Source organism: Bacillus sp. T2.9-1, from assembly GCF_950097965.1.
Classification (GTDB): domain Bacteria; phylum Bacillota; class Bacilli; order Bacillales; family Cytobacillaceae; genus Niallia; species Niallia hominis.
This window is the reverse complement of record NZ_CATNHG010000141.1, coordinates 61,055-78,484: the sequence shown is the minus strand read 5'-3', so window position 1 is coordinate 78,484 and position 17,430 is coordinate 61,055. Positions and strand designations below refer to the sequence as shown.

At 37.0% G+C, this 17,430-nt stretch carries 15 protein-coding genes, 1 pseudogene and 1 riboswitch; of the genes and pseudogenes, 2 read left to right on the top strand and 14 right to left on the bottom strand.

The genetic code is table 11. The features are described 5' to 3' along the window. Positions 1 to 3: 3 nt before the first annotated feature. The 6 genes and pseudogenes from QQZ16_RS21005 to QQZ16_RS20980 form a co-directional block, all read right to left on the bottom strand. Positions 4 to 1,245: a helix-turn-helix domain-containing protein gene (locus QQZ16_RS21005; protein WP_031537688.1), complete on the bottom strand. Its 1,242-nt coding sequence runs from the start codon at positions 1,243 to 1,245 to the stop codon at positions 4 to 6. A 315-nt stretch (positions 1,246 to 1,560) separates the two neighbouring features. After that, entirely contained in the window at positions 1,561 to 2,262 is a 702-nt protein-coding gene (chbG, locus tag QQZ16_RS21000; protein ID WP_031537685.1) for a chitin disaccharide deacetylase, read from the bottom strand. Between the two features lie 60 nt (positions 2,263 to 2,322). Next, positions 2,323 to 3,654, bottom strand: coding sequence for a 6-phospho-beta-glucosidase (locus QQZ16_RS20995; protein WP_235251735.1), 1,332 nt, complete (start codon positions 3,652 to 3,654; stop codon positions 2,323 to 2,325). Continuing rightward, positions 3,651 to 3,922: pseudogene (locus tag QQZ16_RS20990) on the bottom strand (PTS lactose/cellobiose transporter subunit IIA). The gene QQZ16_RS20995 and the pseudogene QQZ16_RS20990 overlap by 4 nt, the downstream one beginning before the upstream one ends. Before the next feature lie 91 nt (positions 3,923 to 4,013). Beyond that, positions 4,014 to 5,372 carry a PTS sugar transporter subunit IIC gene (locus QQZ16_RS20985; protein ID WP_235251736.1) on the bottom strand — a complete coding sequence of 453 codons (1,359 nt, stop codon included), beginning with the start codon at positions 5,370 to 5,372 and terminating at the stop codon, positions 4,014 to 4,016. Between the two features lie 4 nt (positions 5,373 to 5,376). Then, positions 5,377 to 5,685, bottom strand: a complete 309-nt coding sequence (locus tag QQZ16_RS20980; protein ID WP_048717431.1) for a PTS sugar transporter subunit IIB — start codon at positions 5,683 to 5,685, stop codon at positions 5,377 to 5,379. Positions 5,686 to 5,954: 269 nt separating this feature from the next. Here QQZ16_RS20980 and QQZ16_RS20975 point away from each other — a divergent pair, with 269 nt between their 5' ends. Continuing rightward, on the top strand, positions 5,955 to 6,680 hold the full coding sequence (locus QQZ16_RS20975; protein WP_048717433.1) for a GntR family transcriptional regulator: 726 nt from the start codon (positions 5,955 to 5,957) through the stop codon (positions 6,678 to 6,680). 477 nt (positions 6,681 to 7,157) lie between these two features. On the opposite strand, the gene thiW is transcribed toward QQZ16_RS20975, so the two are convergent. The 4 genes from thiW to QQZ16_RS20955 form a co-directional block, all read right to left on the bottom strand. Beyond that, positions 7,158 to 7,655: an energy coupling factor transporter S component ThiW gene (gene thiW / locus QQZ16_RS20970; protein ID WP_048717435.1), complete on the bottom strand. Its 498-nt coding sequence runs from the start codon at positions 7,653 to 7,655 to the stop codon at positions 7,158 to 7,160. A gap of 159 nt (positions 7,656 to 7,814) precedes the next feature. Next, a riboswitch (TPP riboswitch) is annotated at positions 7,815 to 7,924 on the bottom strand. A gap of 119 nt (positions 7,925 to 8,043) precedes the next feature. Beyond that, positions 8,044 to 9,066 carry an ABC transporter substrate-binding protein gene (locus QQZ16_RS20965; protein ID WP_109768776.1) on the bottom strand — a complete coding sequence of 341 codons (1,023 nt, stop codon included), beginning with the start codon at positions 9,064 to 9,066 and terminating at the stop codon, positions 8,044 to 8,046. Between the two features lie 163 nt (positions 9,067 to 9,229). Beyond that, the gene (locus tag QQZ16_RS20960) at positions 9,230 to 10,039 is read right to left on the bottom strand and encodes an ABC transporter permease (RefSeq protein WP_031537682.1); all 810 of its coding nucleotides are present in this window, start codon (positions 10,037 to 10,039) and stop codon (positions 9,230 to 9,232) included. Between the two features lie 16 nt (positions 10,040 to 10,055). After that, positions 10,056 to 10,823 (bottom strand): ABC transporter ATP-binding protein, encoded by a 768-nt coding sequence (locus tag QQZ16_RS20955; protein WP_031537680.1) that lies wholly within the window; start codon positions 10,821 to 10,823, stop codon positions 10,056 to 10,058. 272 nt (positions 10,824 to 11,095) lie between these two features. Here QQZ16_RS20955 and QQZ16_RS20950 point away from each other — a divergent pair, with 272 nt between their 5' ends. Then, positions 11,096 to 12,067 (top strand): bile acid:sodium symporter family protein, encoded by a 972-nt coding sequence (locus QQZ16_RS20950; protein ID WP_235251737.1) that lies wholly within the window; start codon positions 11,096 to 11,098, stop codon positions 12,065 to 12,067. 56 nt (positions 12,068 to 12,123) lie between these two features. Here QQZ16_RS20950 and QQZ16_RS20945 read toward each other — a convergent pair whose 3' ends face one another. The 4 genes from QQZ16_RS20945 to QQZ16_RS20930 all read right to left on the bottom strand — a co-directional run bounded on the left by QQZ16_RS20945 (position 12,124) and on the right by QQZ16_RS20930 (position 17,257). After that, complete coding sequence (locus QQZ16_RS20945; RefSeq protein WP_031537677.1) at positions 12,124 to 12,726, bottom strand: DNA-3-methyladenine glycosylase; 603 nt, start codon at positions 12,724 to 12,726, stop codon at positions 12,124 to 12,126. 106 nt (positions 12,727 to 12,832) lie between these two features. Continuing rightward, positions 12,833 to 14,191: an FAD-dependent oxidoreductase gene (locus QQZ16_RS20940; RefSeq protein ID WP_031537676.1), complete on the bottom strand. Its 1,359-nt coding sequence runs from the start codon at positions 14,189 to 14,191 to the stop codon at positions 12,833 to 12,835. 255 nt (positions 14,192 to 14,446) lie between these two features. After that, positions 14,447 to 15,466, bottom strand: coding sequence for a PTS transporter subunit IIC (locus tag QQZ16_RS20935; RefSeq protein WP_235251738.1), 1,020 nt, complete (start codon positions 15,464 to 15,466; stop codon positions 14,447 to 14,449). Between the two features lie 591 nt (positions 15,467 to 16,057). Continuing rightward, positions 16,058 to 17,257 (bottom strand): MFS transporter, encoded by a 1,200-nt coding sequence (locus tag QQZ16_RS20930; RefSeq protein ID WP_031537673.1) that lies wholly within the window; start codon positions 17,255 to 17,257, stop codon positions 16,058 to 16,060. Between the last annotated feature and the right edge of the window lie 173 nt (positions 17,258 to 17,430).

Here is a 17,430-nt window from a genome sequence, read left to right as displayed (position 1 = left end):
TCGCTATTCTTTCTGCCAATGCATTAATTTTAAATCTAAATAGATCATAAACTTTTGATTAGGCATTGATAAATCAACTTCCATAATTTCTACCATCCGCTTTAAACGATATGCAAGCGTATTGGGATGAATATGCAGACGAGCAGCAGTCTTTTGTATATTTTCACTTTCATCTAAATATGCTTCTAGTGTTGCTAATAATTCTGTATTATGCGCTTTATCATATTCTTTTAGATTTCGAATAGCGATATTTTCCGATCCATCCTGCCTTCTCTTTTCTAAAAGGATATCTAAAAACTGATAGATACCTAGTTCTTGATAATGGTAAAACTCACCTGCCTCCTGAGGAAATTTCTCTCGCACCTCTAAAACAGTTCTCGCCTCTCTGAAACTTTTTGGTACATCTCGATACTGTTTGTAAACTCCCCCAAAGGTACCCTTCACTTCTTTAATAGAAAATCTGTCTTCTAAGTTTTGCTGAAAACTACAGATGAATTTTGTAAAACAAGCAATTGAATTCCCGTTATCCTCAAGAGGTGTTGCCAAAATAACTAATTCATTATCTTCAATAGTTGAGAAGGAAATTTTCACATCCTGGGATACTTTCAGTAGATAAAGTATATGCTTTTCTATTTCCTTTGTAATCATTTTAGAAAACGGGAAAATCATCACCGTAAAACAAGCTAAGGAAGGCACCCCCATTTCCTTTAATTTTTCGTTAACGTCCGTCTCTTTCACATATCCCGTTAACATCCTCCAAAAGAATTCTTGATTATCCTGTAAAGTAGGGGTTTTGCTTGTTGTAAAACGGGACAAAAGATGCCGTGCTACCGATGCCGCGTTCTCTAAAAACCCCATCTTTTCCTCCGTTAAGGGGGTTCCCATTTCGATGGCCCAAATATATCCGATTACCTCATCCCCTCTCCAAATGGAAACAGCAACCCGGTTTCCAAGACCAATATCCTCTTTCCCCTTAATCCGAATTGGCTTTTTACTTTGAAGAAGCTGTGGAATCACTCCATCCTTCCAAAAGCGATTGATTACTTTCTCTGGAACTCTGCGACTAATAATGGTAGAAATTCTGACCATATCCGTTTCTTCGTCATGACTGCTGTATACTAACACACGATGATGGGGATCCTCCAACGTGATAGGACATCCTAATAGCTCACTAACATGATCTACAAAGCTTTCGAGGGAATCATACATATCCCTTCTAAACGGATTTCGCGGCTCACTTGTCATTCATCTACCCCTTTCCAAATAAACAATCTGAAATCGTTCATAACGTTATCTATATTTTATCTTGTTTGGAGGGCATTCAACAATAAGAATCTTTAGAAAAATACATAAACTAATTTTACCTTCGCTCCCTCTGCCACTTTTATAAAAGCTAACAAAGTTGTGTAGTCGAAGGATCGGTTATTTTCCATTAATGATCTTCTATTAGCTCCTTTAAAAGATTGGCTTGTTGTCATTAAATAGGGCGTTCTTATCAAATTACAAACCAAAAAAGACCTTTCAAAAGAGTGCTCCTCCTTCAAAAGGTCCTTGTTATTGCTATATTTTCTGTTTTATAGACTTTGCATCCATTAAAATCCTTGTTTCCTTGAGCCTTTGCATATTGTAAGAAGATTCCTTCATTAATGTTTCATCCAAATAAGCAGGATGGGTCATTATTTCGATGCTTTTTCCACCTTCTACTTGCTCATGTAAATTTTCAAAATAGCTATCCGTAACTCCATCACCATAAAAATCATCTAAAAAGACATCTGTTAATGTTTGAATATCCGTAAAATGAGTGCCTGCATTTCTTACAGGTAACCCGTATTTTTCTGAAAGCTTTTTTATTACTGGATAAAATTCTTTTATTCCATGCACATGATGATGACTATCTAAATGTGATGGAGTAAGATCGGCATCAAAGCATTTTTCAATTTGCGCTGTCCATTCTCTTTCTAGATCATCCAAGCTTATTGAAACCGGATTTTTGTAAACAAAGATTTGCTTTTTAAAATTCCCCGCTTCATCTATAAGGCTTGGAACATCCTCTAAAAGCGGCCTTCCCCATGTTAACACAAGATGGACACCTACCTTTAAAGATGGTGTATCTTTAGCTAAGGAAATGGCATGCTTTGTTGCCTTTGCATTCATCATCATCGTTGCAGACGTAACAAGTCCCTTGAGATGGGCATCAATGATTCCATAGTTAACTCCTCGACTAAGACCGAAATCATCTGCATTAATAATCACTTTTGTCATGGATTCGTCTCCTTTTAAAGCCTATGGAGCCATCAATTTATATACACAGCTCAGCTTTTTTTATACAAACACTTTTTTCCGGAAAAACTGTGGTAAATACGCTCTATGTGCTTCTAGCATTTCATCAAGAATTAGCTTAGCAACTCGGTCACTTGGCACGAGTGGATTAATGGTCATGGCAAGCAGCGCTTTCTCATAATCGCCAGAAATAGCTGCTTCAATAGCTACTCTTTCAAAGGATTTGATTTGCATAACTAATCCTTGAACCGCTATTGGAAGCTCTCCAACCGTGATCGGCTTCGGTCCGTCTTTCGTAATAATACAACTGACTTCCACTGCTGATTCATATGGAATTCCCGTAATTGCACCATGGTTCACTGTATTGACTGCTTGGATATCACATTTATCCATATACATAGAACGAATTAGACGAACAGCAGCATCGCTATAGTATGCGCCTCCACGTTTTTCTAACTGGGGAGGTTTTATAGCAAGTTCTGGGTCTTTATATAATTCAAATAATCCCGCTTCTAATTTTTGCACCACTTCCGCACGAGTTTGCCCTTTTTCCGCATCCTTTAACTCCTGTGCAAGTACATCTCCTGTTTTGTAATAATAATTGTGATATGGACAAGGGAATAAATTTAATCCTCTTAAAAATGAAGGCTCCCAGCCCATCGCATGAATATTTTTCATCGTAATTGCTTTGTCAGGGTCTGTTATTAATTCGATTATCTCACTCTTCACACTTTTGCCGTCAACAAACACATCAATTCCGTAAACCATATGATTCAGACCTGCGAAATCTATTCTTACTCTTGCAGGATCGACATTCAATAAATCCGCAACCCCTCGTTCCATTCCAATCGGTACATTGCATAAACCAACAACTTTTGAAATCCCACTGTAGCGCAAAACTGCTTCTGTTACCATTCCAGCAGGGTTTGTAAAGTTAATTAACCAAGCATCGGGACAGAGTTCTTCCATCTCTTTCGCTATTTCCAACATAACTGGAATAGTCCGAAACGCTTTAAATAATCCGCCAGGTCCGTTTGTTTCTTGACCAATGACGCCATGCTTCAACGGAATTTTCTCATCAAGCGCTCTTGCTGCAAGCTGCCCCACCCGCAATTGGGTTGTAACAAAATCAGCCCCGCCAAGCGCCTTTCTCCGATCTAATGTGAGAAAAATATCAATCGAAACACCCGCCTTTGCTACCATTCTACGCGCTAATTCGCCGACAATTTCCAACTTTTCTTTACCTTCTTCAATATCAACAAGCCATATTTCTTTTACAGGTAATTCTTCATGGTACTTAATAAAGCCCTCGATTAGTTCAGGCGTATAGCTTGAGCCTCCACCTATAGTAACTATTTTTAAGCCTTGGCTCATTCTGCCATCCCCTTTCTCGTTGTCTGTTGCAAAACTTCTTCTCGCAATTCAATAATCTCAAGAGCAAGGTCTTTCAATGTCATTGCTGTCATTAGGTGATCTTGTGCATGGATAAGGATAATCGGAATCATAAATTGGTCCCCACCAGCCTCCAGATGGAGTAATTTTGTCTGGATTTTATGAGCCTCTGATAGTTCGTATCTGACTCTGTTAACTTCTTTTTGGCAGCATGAAAATCCTTTTTTTTCGCATCCTGTATGGCTTCCATCGCAAAGCTTCTCGCATTTCCGCTATGTAAAATCAGCTGAAAGGAGAGTTGGTATAATTCTTCCGTATTCACCTTATTTCCCTACTTTCTTTCAGACACTTACAGAATCGGAATCTTTTGCAAGCTCTGTTTTATTTTTTGAATCAATTTTGACCTGCGCATAAACAAATGGTAAATAAACAACCGTTGATATAAGTAAATTTAAAGCAGCCAAGCCAGCCCCCAGAAAGCTTCCCCCAGTCGCTAAGTAGCCGCCGACTATCGGTGGTGTTACCCACGGGATTTTTGCAGTTACTGGTGGGACAATTCCGTATTCAACTGCAAGATACGAGATAATAGTTGTAATAACAGGTCCAAGTACAAACGGAATAAACCAAATTGGATTTAAAACAATTGGTAGACCAAATAGAATTGGCTCATTAATTTGGAAAACACCCGGAGCCCCACCAAGCCCAATCATCTGCTTATATCGTTTTCTTCCTGCAATAATCATGGCAATAATTAATCCTAAGGTTGCACCGGCTCCACCTAAAAACACAAACGCATCGAGAAATGAACCTGCAAGGATATGATATTCTCCTAATGCTTTTACTCCCGCTTGAGCTAAATCGATGTTTTCAGCTCCTGTTTTTTCAAACAAAGGCGTCGTAATTCCACCTAATACATTTGTCCCGTGTAAGCCTAACATCCAGAATAAGTGTATTAACAATACACTTAATATGGCAAAAGGAAGAGAATCAACAGCATTTGTTAATGGGGATACAATCACTGTATTTAACCAATCATTTAGTACCTTTCCATCTGTAACCATTCTGAAAACTACCCCAAATAGTCCTGCTAAAAAAATAGTTCCCATACCTGGCACTAATTTTGCGAATGACTTAGAAACAGCTGGCGGTACCCCATCTGGCATTTTTATAACCAATGCTTTAATTTTAGATAAACGTAAGAAAATTTCTGTTGTAATCAATGCTACGATAATGGCTGTAAAAAGGGCTGTAGCGTTGAAATAGTTAACGGATACTAATCCCCAGACTCCACCAGCAACTGTTTCGCTAGCTGCTTCATCTAAGGGTAACGTTACATTCGCTGTTTGAGGTAATAACAAGAAGAAGCATGCTGCAGAAATGAGCATTGCCTCAAAGCCTTCATCTCCATAAGATCTAGCCAATTTATAAGAAATTCCAAATACCGCAAAAACGGAGAGAAAAGCAAATGTTCCAAACCATATATCCCCACCTAGCGTTGACCAGTTTGGACCAAATATTGCTTCCATCATTCTTCCATATGGCGGAATAATTTGCCCAAGATTATTAAAAAGTACTGCAAAGGAACCTACAATAGTAATAGCAATCATACCAATTAATGTATCCCTAATCGCAAGCAGATGTCTTTGATTACCGAGCTTTAATGCAAATGGCATAATAAATTTCTCAATAAATCCCATCATTTCTTTATTCCCCCTTAATTAAAGTAGTGGCTTGTTCCAACACTTTTTCACCATCGCATAGTCCGTAGTCTTGCGGGTTAATGGTTGCAACAGGAATCCCTTTTTGATCGCCTGCTTTTTTTACTTGAGGCAATAGAAATCGTACTTGAGGGCCTAACAAAACGACATCAGCGTTCTCTATCTCGTCATTTACTTCAGAGGTTGCTATCGCCCAAATCTTGCAGTCTATCCCTTGTTTTTTTGCACTTTGTTCCATCTTCGAAACTAATAAACTTGTAGACATTCCAGCTGAACAACATAATAGAATATTCAATAATTCATCCCCTTTTAATTGATAGATTATTCTGACTTTTAATTTTAAAAAAACGGATATCCCTTCTGATTATTTTACTTGCGAATTCCTCGGCTAGTCTGCTTTCTTAAGTGAGATAAAGAAATAGGGAAAACCCTTGTCTATATTGTAATAACAAATTGTTTATATTTCAATATATTTTTATTTGTTATTACAAATTTATTAATTGTTTGCTTATTAAGATTAGAAAAGATATTCTATACATATAGATATTACGGAGGGAAACGATTGTGGAAGAAATAAACAAAGAAGCTGCACTGCACTCCATTGTAAAAGAGTCTATTATCAACATGATTAAAAGTGGCGAATATCAACCGGATACTAAATTGCCAACTGAGGCAGAATTTTGCAAAACGTTTGGAGTTAGTAGAACAACCATCCGCACTGCACTGCAACAGCTAACGGTGGAAGGATATGTGTACCGAGTGCAAGGGAAAGGTACCTTTGTTGCGGAAAATAAAGTAAAACAATCTTTAACTAGTACAGTGGAACAGTTCTCTGAACAAATTATGATGCAGGGGAAAGATCCATCTATAAAAGTACTACAGCTTAAAGTCATAGAAGCCACAGACTTCCTTGCCAAACAATTTAACCAAAACATAGGAGAACCAGTTAACTGCCTAGAACGGATGCGTTATGTAAACGATGCTCCTCTTCAATATGAAATCTCTTATCTACCCTGGTATAAAGTACCTGGATTAGATAGTTCGGCATGTGAAAAATCCTTATATAAAATGCTTGAAACAAAATACAATATTAAGATAAGCAAAACAGTAGAGCATCTTGAATTGATTTTGGCAGATGACACGATTTCTAAGATGTTAAAGATACCAGCTGGCTCCCCTTGTTTTTTATTGGAAACTTTTGCTTATGCAGAGGATGAAACAGCTATTGAATATTCAAAGACGATTTATAGAGGTGACAGAGCGCACTTTGTCATTGAACGGAATTATTAATTAGTAAGAATAGGTGGGTATTTGTTACTACAAATATCCGCCTGGATTAAAAGATGGTTTTCTAATGAAGTAACTTCTGGTGACTTTTACTCCGGGATTTGGCTAAAGTTATTTTTCTTTATAAACTCTTCTTTTCTATACGAATCTAGTAAAAGCTTGCTTGCTCTTTATGAACACCCTTTTTCTCAACCAACCTATTAAATATGGCTTTCATCCTCTTTATGAAAACTCTTTTTTCCACAAATAATCCACATTACACCCTTTCAGCTCTTCACCAAACAGTTTTTTTCCACAATAAATTCCTAATGCCAGTTTTCCGACCGAATATTTCTTTCTCATTACCACTTATTTTTCCACAGAAGCACCAAATTTACTATATTATCCACATTTTATCCACAAAAGCAGTCGACTTACTCACAAAAAAACCGATTAGCACAAGTCACATGACTTTCCTAACCGGTCCTAATATCTATTCTATTAATTTTGGTTTAACATTTGAAACGACTTTATTTTTACCAAACGACTGACTAGCACTAAACCGATAATAGCCCCTGCAAAACTACTAACAGCAAAGGATGGCAGGTAAAATAATGCCCCTGTCTTTGTGCCTAACAAAACGGAAGCATAAGGCACTGCAACTAAAGAAGCAATGATTCCTGTTCCAACAAATTCTCCTAATGCAGCAAAAATCGGCTTCGAGGTTTTATGAAATAGATAACCTGCCAAAAGTGCACCAATCATACTTCCTGGGAAGGCTAATAAAGATCCAGTTCCTAATAAATTTCTTAACAGTGAAGTTGCAAAGGCAATGATCACTGCCGGAATTGGACCGAGTATGACTCCAGCTATTACATTTAACGCATGTTGAACTGGGTATGCTTTGGCAATACCTGCTGGAAACCAAAGAAGGGTGGAACCATATGTGCCAATAGCAGTAAACATAGCCATTAACACTAGAAGTTTCGTTCTTTTCAAATTCATTTCCTCCTCTTAATCATTTTAAGCATAAAAGTAACGGCACCGACTGATACGTAGGAATGAATACATGAATATCGTCTATTTACATACTGACCATTGATAAACAACAAAAAAGCCAGATCTAAACAGACCTGACTGATAAAGTCAAAAAGAAATAGAGTTAATCTGCTACTTCCCTACGCTGGCATAATCCAGATCAGGTCTTTAGGGTTAAAAAACGAACAGGTTTTTCTCTCAGCCATCACCTGGCACCCCTAGTAGTCAATATATGCTTATGCTCTTTATTGTAACTTATTTCCTTTCTAACAAAAAGCACTATTTTTCTTTAATTAAAGGTATTGGAGTATCCTTTCAACTAACTAGTATAGAACACTTCTAGACTACTTTACTCTTCTGACAATTTATCCACAAACTGCATGTCGATTAATTCATCGTAGTTATAGCCTTCTGTGTATACACCCGTCTTTTCTACGACATCCATTGGTTTTGCTACAGATTCTTCGGAAATATAGCCATCTTTACTCCATAATTCATCTGCATAAGCTCGATCTAGCGAAGCCTGCAGACTTTCCACTGATGTGGAAGGGAATTCCGCTTTTAGCACTTGCATGGATAGTTCCGGATTATCCTCCACTGTTTCTAATCCCTTTAATACTGCTCTGACAAAGCTCTCCACTACTTCTGGCTCTTTTTCTATTGTGGATTTTTTGACACTGACAACTGAATACGGATAATCTCCTAAACTAGCGAAGCTATAAAACGGTTCTTTCCAGACGCCTTTGTTCATTCCTTCTGTAATTTGTGGTTCTCCTCCGTTTGCAATATCAGCATTCCCAGATTCCACTAGGGACACAACTGCACTTGCATCAGCTGGTTCTTCTAGTGTTACATCTTTTTCAGGATCCAATCCTAACTCCATTAACAGCCATCTTGTCAACAGGTTGGGGCTTCCTCCATATCGACCCGCAGCAATCGTTTTTCCTTTTAAATAATTTGCCAGCTCTTCCTCATTCTCACTATCAACTGGTTCATCTGAATTTCCCATCAAATAGACATTTGCTCGATTGACAACATTGACTACTGACTGAATAGGATCAGAGCTTCCCAGATTCGCCATTTGATTGGAATCTGGTCCGCCAATTACTCCCCAAGCATCTCCGCTCACAACAGAAGTAACATGAGCACCTCCTGTTGCTGTTATAACTTCTACCTCCAGTCCCTCTTCTTCAAAATAACCTTCCTCTATCGCAACATATAGTGGAAGATAGCCAATCAAGTGAACGGGCTCAGAGATAACAAGCTTTCGCAAACCATCCTTCGTTTCATTTGCCCCCTCATGTGAACTACATCCAGAAAGGATCAACACAATACTAAGACATGCAAGTAAAAAAATCCTGCACTTTTTCAAAGGTAATGCCCCCTTTTTATATATAAATAGAATGGGAAAAATGATTAGTGGATTGAAAAAGGAAGATGAATAAGAAGTATAATGTGGATGATGGAACTAACTATTCTATTTCATATATATGGAGCATTTTTTCTCATTATGTGCTTTCCAAAAGGAAAATATCTTATTCAACATTTCTCCCTTTTAACAGAAGCTTTTCTATCCATACAGTAGCAAAGTACATAACAATCGATAAGATGGACAATACTGCTACTCCGACCCAGACGAGATTAATGTTCATAATTTGGCCTGCATATAGAATCATTCTGCCAATGCCTTGTCTGGAGCTTATAAATTCGCCAACGATGGTACCTGCCAAAGCTAAAGCAATATTTATTTTCAAACTACTTACAATCCATGGCATCGTAGTTGGTATGACAACTTTTGTGAAGACATGCCATCTCTTGGCACCGAGAGAATACATTAATTTTTCCAAATCCTTATCTACTGCCTTCACACCACTATATGCCGCAAGAGCTGTAGTAATAATGGTCATCATAAAAGCGAGAACTACTTTGGAGCCAAAGCCTATTCCAAATAAAATAACAAGGACCGGTGCCAAAGCTAGCTTCGGGACGGCATTAAATGCAATTAAATACGGTTCTGAAATACGAGAATAATAGTAGGACCACCAGAAGGAAAGCCCTAATAAGGCGCCAAAAAAGGTTCCTAATCCAAAACCAAAGATGGTTGCCCCTGATGTGTATATTAAATCATTCCATAACGAGCCCTCTGTCCAAGCTATATAACCTGTTTTCCATATCGTAGTTGGACTGCTCCAATAATAGGAATCAATAACCTTCCATTTGGACAGCAGTTCCCATGCTAGAAGAAAAAGAATTCCAAAGCTCCATTGTCCTATCCGGGTAAAATTCTTTCTCCTTTTCGCAATGGCTTCTTCATCCTCGATATAAAATTCTCTTTTTGTTTCCATACATAGCCCTCCTTCCTTATTCTGTTTCTTCATTCGACTTCAGCGCTTGTAGAACATATTCCTTTAATTGAATAAACGCAGGGTCCAGAAGGGTTTGTTCAGTTCGTGGTCTCGGTAAATGAATGGATACCTTTTCCTTAATCGTTCCCGGTCTTGGTGTGAGAATATATATTTCATCAGATAAAAAAATGGCTTCATCAATATCATGTGTGATAAAGAGAATCGTTTTCTTAAAATCTCCCCATATTTGTAAAAGCCATTCCTGCATAAGCAATCGCGTTTGTGCATCCAATGCTCCAAAAGGTTCATCCAATAAAATAACATCTTGATCATAAAGCAAAGTCCTTAACAAAGCTGCTCGTTGTCTCATCCCTCCAGATAATTCCTCTGGGAAATGTTTCTCAAATCCTTCTAATCCGTATCTTTCTAACAAAGGCAAGGCTCTTTGGATTGCCTCTTTTTTCGGAACACCTTTTACTTCTAATCCTAAAATCACATTATGGAGAATATTTCTCCACGGCAGGAGCAAATCTTTTTGGAGCATATAGCCGACATGCCCACTTTTACCAACAATATCTTTTCCGTCTAAAAAGACATGACCAGTAGATGGTTTTATTAATCCAGCAATAATATTAAATAACGTTGATTTTCCACAACCACTAGGACCAATGATACTGACAAATTTCCCCTCTGGAATCTGCAAATTCGCATCCTTTAATGCGAAAAATTCTTTTCCATTTTTCCGAAAAACCTTACCACTTTTTATTACCTCTAATTTGTACAACCTGCATCCCTCCCCATTCTGAAATATTCATTGTATTTGCGTATTATTTACATAGAAATTCTAGATTTTCAATGAACGTTCCACATTTCTAAACTTGCTCTTGCTATACTATATGTAAAAATAGGCGAATGGGATAATTATTATAGAAAAAAGCTATCTAGTTAAAAAAACCTTTCTTCTGCTTTTTTAATAATCTGAAAATTATAACAAACACAGATAAATTATGTGTTAAAATGAACGTATATTTTTTTTCAAGAACTGGAGTCCTGTACATGTTACAAAAAATGAATGCTTTTCTTGGAAAGTGGATGCCGATTTTAACCCCTGTGAGTGTAGTCATTGGTGTATTGCTAGCCGGTGTATTGCATCATGCCGCTTACTTAGTACCATGGATTTTTGCGATTATGACTTTTGTAGGTAGCTTGACATCTAACTTTCAATCGGTGAAATATACGATTACTCACCCGCTTTCTTTACTGTTAACACTGGCTATTCTTCATATCGTCACTCCTTTATGGGCTTTTCTAATCGGACATCTATTTTTCCAAGGGGATGCCTATACCATTACTGGTCTTACTTTGGCTGTTGTTATTCCTACTGGGATTACAAGTGTTATTTGGGTTAGTCTATATAAAGGAAATATCGCGCTTACGCTTGCTATTATTCTATTAGATACTTTACTTTCTCCATTTCTTGTCCCTTTAAGTATGAGTTTATTTGTTGGAGAAGCTGTTGAATTAGAAGTTTGGGGAATGATGAAGGGGCTTCTTGGAATGATTGTTTTGCCCTCGATTGCCGGTATGCTTGTTAATCAATTTTCAAAGGAAAAAGCAAAAGCATGGAATCAGACACTTTCTCCCTTTTCCAAAATTGGCTTAGCGCTTGTTGTTAGTATTAATAGTTCTGTCGTGGCACCTTATTTGCGGAATATTGATAAGAAGTTCCTTCAAGTAACACTTACTATTTTTATCATTTCATTATCTGGTTACTTTTTCGCATGGATATTAGGAATCTTAACGAGAAGAAGGAAAGAGGAAATTGTTGCAATGATTTATTCTGGGGGCATGAGAAATATTAGTGCAGGGGCAGTTCTTGCTGTAAGCTTCTTCCCTCCAGCAGCAGCTGTTCCTGTCGTTATCGGCATGCTATTCCAACAAATCTTAGCAGCTTTATATGGCTACTTCATCAAATTAGTGTATGAGAAACCTTTCATTGGAAAAGTCAAGGAAGGGAAAATGTTGTGAATTCATTCAAAGGAAAAATGGGTAACTCTTTCTATAGAGAAAGTTACCCTACTTTTTCATTTCCATAATTCTCCTTTTAAATCCATCTCTCCTTTTTTCATCCCTGAAACAAAAGGATGCCCTTTTACATAGTATCGTAACGGTTTTGAAGTCCACTCTTCTTTATTGGGAATACCGATTCTTGCTGATTCTTCTATTTGTAATGGTTTTTTTCCATCCGTAATAAATAATGACGTTCCATTTATTACATTTCCATCTAAAGCTTTTGTGATTTCCATTGCTTTCGTTAATTTCCCAGGGCCATTACAGATTGTTACCCCTTTTGTTTTTCGATTACGTTCCATCCATTCTATTCCGCCAAGGGGTTCAATTGCTCGAATCAGGACAGCCTGCGGATCACCCACTTTTTTTGTTACAATATTTAGCATCTGATGGGTATGCATTGTGTAAATATAAATTGTCCCCCCTATTTTATACATGGATTCTAACCTAGGGGTGCGTCTTCCAGCATAACTATGACAAGCCATATCCTCCACCCCAATATAAGCCTCTGTCTCCACAATATAACCACTATACGAATGAGTCGGCGTCTGGTGAATAAGAATCTTTCCTAACAGTTTTCTTGCAATGTCTTCTGTTGGCTGGTTTATGTAATCAATCATTGTCCGTCTCCTCAATTATTTCTTACTAGTATACGTTTCTTTTCCCCCAAAAAGAAAGAATCATCCCTTTGATTATAGAGATGATTCCATTTCTTCTAAATACCTATTGCTCAATAAGTTCTTTCTTTTTCGCTAAAGCAGCTAATCCTGCCTGATTCAATGTGTTCCACGGTTTATTAAAATGTGGTTGGAAGAAGAAATCGATAAATCCTAATTCTTCGATCGTCATTTTCGTTTGAATACATACAGATAATGTGTTCATCATTTGAGTAACATCTGCTTTTGAAATCAATTGTGCTCCTAAAATGTTTCTAGTCTCTTTATGGAAAAGAACTTTTAAGCGAATTTCATGGAATGTTGGCATAAATTCAGGGCGATCATTATCAATAACTTCTACTACTTCATAAGGAATATTATTATGCTTTGCAGTTACTTCTGTTAAACCAGTCGATGCCATATTCAATCCAAAAATATGCAATCCTGAAGTCCCTTGTGTCCCCATATACTTCAATGGATGCCCCGCAATATTGTGTCCTACTAATGTTCCCATTCGAACAGCATTTGTCGCAAGAGGGATATATACTTTTTCTCCTGTTGGATTGTAATTAACCGCACAGCTATCACCTGCTGCATAAATATCTGGGTTGCTTGATTGCATATACTCATTAATCTTAATCGCACCGTTAGGTAATAGATCTACTTTTCCTTTTAAAAGATTCGTATTTGGTCTAAAGCCGACACATAGGATAACTAAATCTGTTTCATATTCCCCTTTTGTTGTGTAAACCTTTGTTACTTTTCCTTGCTCATTTCCTTCAAATTTTGTTACCGTTTGTTGTAAAGCTAAGTTAATATTGCGCTCTGCAAATTCAGCCTCTACCACATCTGTAAATTCTTGATCTAAATACTTATTTAAGATGCGTTCTTCGCTATCAATTAACGTTACGTTTTTTCCATTTAATGCAAATGCTTCAACTAACTCTACACCAATATATCCAGCTCCGATTACTGTCACGCTCTTTACATTCTTGGATCGTTCAATAATTTCATTTGCTTGATTATAGTTTTTTGATAGCAAAATATTATCTAAGTTAATGCCATCAATTGGCGGAATAATTGGCCAAGAGCCTGTTGTCATCACCAATTTATCATAATGATCAATCTTTTCTTCCCCTGTAGTTAAGTCTTTCACATGTACTTCCTTGTTTACTGTATCAACCTCTAATACTTCATGCTCCATATGCATAGTTGCTCCAAGAGATTTCAGTTCTTCTGGTGAGGAATAAAATAATTGACTAGCATCCTTTGCCACACCACCGACATATAAAGCAATTCCACAAGATAAAAAGGAAACATTATTGTTTTTTTCATAAACCGTTATATCTATGTTTTTATTTAAATTAGCTAGCGTTTTTACTGCTGCTGTTCCAGCATGTGTACATCCAATTACAACTACTTTCATCGTTTAAAAACTCCTTTTGTAATAGATTATAATGTGAAAAACTTCACTTAATTAGTGAAAAAAATCACATATATTGTGATAGAATTCACATTTCGTTCACACCTTTATTATACATCGAATATTTCTTATTGCAACTATTTTGTGATAGAATTCACAAGAAAATTATCCCTTCCTATATTTCCCTAACTTTTTTGTATCATTCTTCACACATTAAAAGAGTCGCCTTAAACTGGCGACTCTTTTAATCATCAAATATTACTGCACTCGCATAGCCAAATCTCCTGTTTTCACCCAACCAACTCGAAGAATTACAAAATATAGAGGTAGTGTAATCACGATTGGAAGGACCATCCCTACTGCCACATAGATTAAGAATCCCTGTAATCCTTGTGTGGCTAAAATACTGATTGGGGCAATTAAAGAATTCAATCCTAATCCTGCCAATTCGTACGTTGCCGTGAACCCAAATCCTAATGTAGCAATAGGGGCACAAATAACCGCTGCTACAAAAGGTGGAATGATTAATAGCGGATTTTTCACCAAATTCGGAAACTGCACTTTCGGTGTAATGATCGATTGAGCAAGAAATCCTCCTAAATCATTTTGGCGCAGAGACATTGCTGTAAATCCGACAAATTGTACAGTACAACCGATTAACGCAGCTGCACTTGAAACAGGATCCATTTGTAATGCAATTGCTAAAGCTGCCGATGATGCTGGAGTCATTAGTAGAATGCTCCATACTAATGAGATAACCATTGGTGCTACTAATGGATAGCCTTGAACAGAAGAAGTAATTTGTGCACTAATCCATTCTAGCATTGGTGTTGTTACTGCTGCTAAACCAACTCCCGCCATTCCTCCAACTAAAATAGCTGCGGCTGGAATAGCTACCATGTCTAAGATTGTTTTTCCGTTCACCCTTTTACCGACGTATGTTGCAACAATAGCTGCTAGCACTGCACTGATTGGCTGGCCAGAAACCAGTACCATTCCTGCATCTGTTGCATGAAGAGCATTTCCTCCGATCGTGCTACAGACCATTGCACTAAAAATTACTAATGTGTTTCCGCCTAATTGATAGGCAATTCCTGCCCCAAATGCAGGTGCTAGTAATACCTTCGCTACTCCGCCAATGTGAATCAATACATCCCAGCCAAATGCTTTACCAATTGACTCCAACAGCAATCCCATTCCCAATGTAACAAGAACTGCATTAGACATTCCTGCTGAAGCTTTATACATTCGTTCCATAAAATACTCTTTGTTTTTCATCGTTCTCTTCTCCTCTATTAAAAAATAATTCTATAAAATAAATTTAAAAAACTGTTTTCACCTATCTTGTTTTTTGATAGAAGTGGGTTTACACCATACTCGCAATTTCAAATAATTATAGAAGCAACAATCTTTACAAACAGCCAATAAAAACAAAAAAAACCTGTCCAATATTGGATAGGCACCTTCAAGTCTTTCAAACTGTTTAGCGCCTTGTTTTTTAATAACAAAAACTGGACTAAACAATTCCCGGTATAATAAAGAGGGATCATTTAATCCTAAGAGCATAATATGAGTATAATAATCGGTAATGTATTTGCTTTGATCTTCATGATATGCTCCTCCTAAACCGTTTAATTAGTGTGTAGTTATAATATCACCAATATTCTGAAAATGTAAATAATTATTTTATTTCAGAATATATTAAAGCGTTATCATTAAAATCAGAATGTAAAATTGTTTTTTTATTTGTGGATAAAATGATTAGTATTTCAGATAAACATGATCGATTTGAAGGATAGAATGGATATTATTTAATAAAATGAAGTTTTGTCAGAATATTTAACACAAAAAAAGAGTGGCTAGCCACTCTTAGATAATTTCTGTATTCTTTGTTTCTTTTCCGAAGAAAAGTACAACTGCAGCACCAATTAAAACAGCGATACAAAAAATGGTAAAGATAGATGGAATCGATACATTTTGTGCTGTTAAGTAAGGCACTAATAAAGGTCCTAAGATTCCGCCAACTCTTCCTATAGCTGCTGCCATCCCTGCACCTGTTCCCCGAACCTTCGTTGAATATTGTTCCGGCGTATAGGCATAAAGAGCTCCCCATGCTCCTAAATTGAAGAAGGACAAAAGAATTCCTGACGTAAGTAACATTGCTGTGCTATCAGCTAGCCCAAACATAAACGCGCTTCCTGCTGTACCAACTAAAAATAATACTAGTACAAATTTTCTTCCTGCTTTTTCAATTAAATAAGCTGCAACTGCATAGCCTGGTAATTGTGCTAATGTCATAATCAAAACATATTCAAAGCTCTTAATCATACTAAAACCTTGTGAAACCATTACACTTGGAAGCCATAAAAACATTCCGTAATAAGAGAACACTACACAAAACCATAAAATCCATAGTGTTGCCGTTTGCTTCCGGTTTTCCTTTGACCAAACTGCTTGCATGCTTTCTTTAATCGTTAATTTCTTTTCTTTATCTACTTTTAAAAATTTTGGTGAATCTGGCAAATGCAATCGTAAATAGATGGCATAAAATGCTGGAAGTACACTAATTAATAATGCTACTTGCCATCCATACTTTGGAATAACAAAATAGGAAATTACTGCTGCAAGTAACCAGCCAAAAGCCCAAAAGCTTTCAAGTAGTACTACCACTCTTCCTCTTTTTTCCTTTGGAACACTTTCCGAAACTAGTGTAGACGCTACTGGCAATTCTCCACCAAGTCCCATTCCAATAAAGAAACGTAGGATTAAAAAGATTGCTAATGAACTAGTGAAGGCTGACAACCCACTCCCAATGGAAAATAATAACAATGTTATCATAAATACATGTTTTCTTCCTACTCTATCTGCCATTAACCCAAAAACAAGAGCCCCGACTGCCATTCCAATGGAATTCATGCTGCCTATCCAGCCCATTTCTTTTACCGTTAATCCCCAATCTGCTTGGAGTGCAGTAATAATAAAGGAAAGCATTCCGACATCCATTGCATCGAACATCCACCCTAGTCCTGCAATACCAAGAACTTTTCTATTTGATATTTCCTTTTTCATCTTATTCCTCCCAGTTTTTTCTTAGGCTTCCCATATGTATCCTATTTATGAAAACTATCTACTATAGTAACACTTGTCATGACATCCATCATTACATTTCGTCTATTTTCTCGAAAAAAATTTTTAAAGATTAATCAGTCATTAATTACTCTTTGAAGGCTATTTCCTTGTGG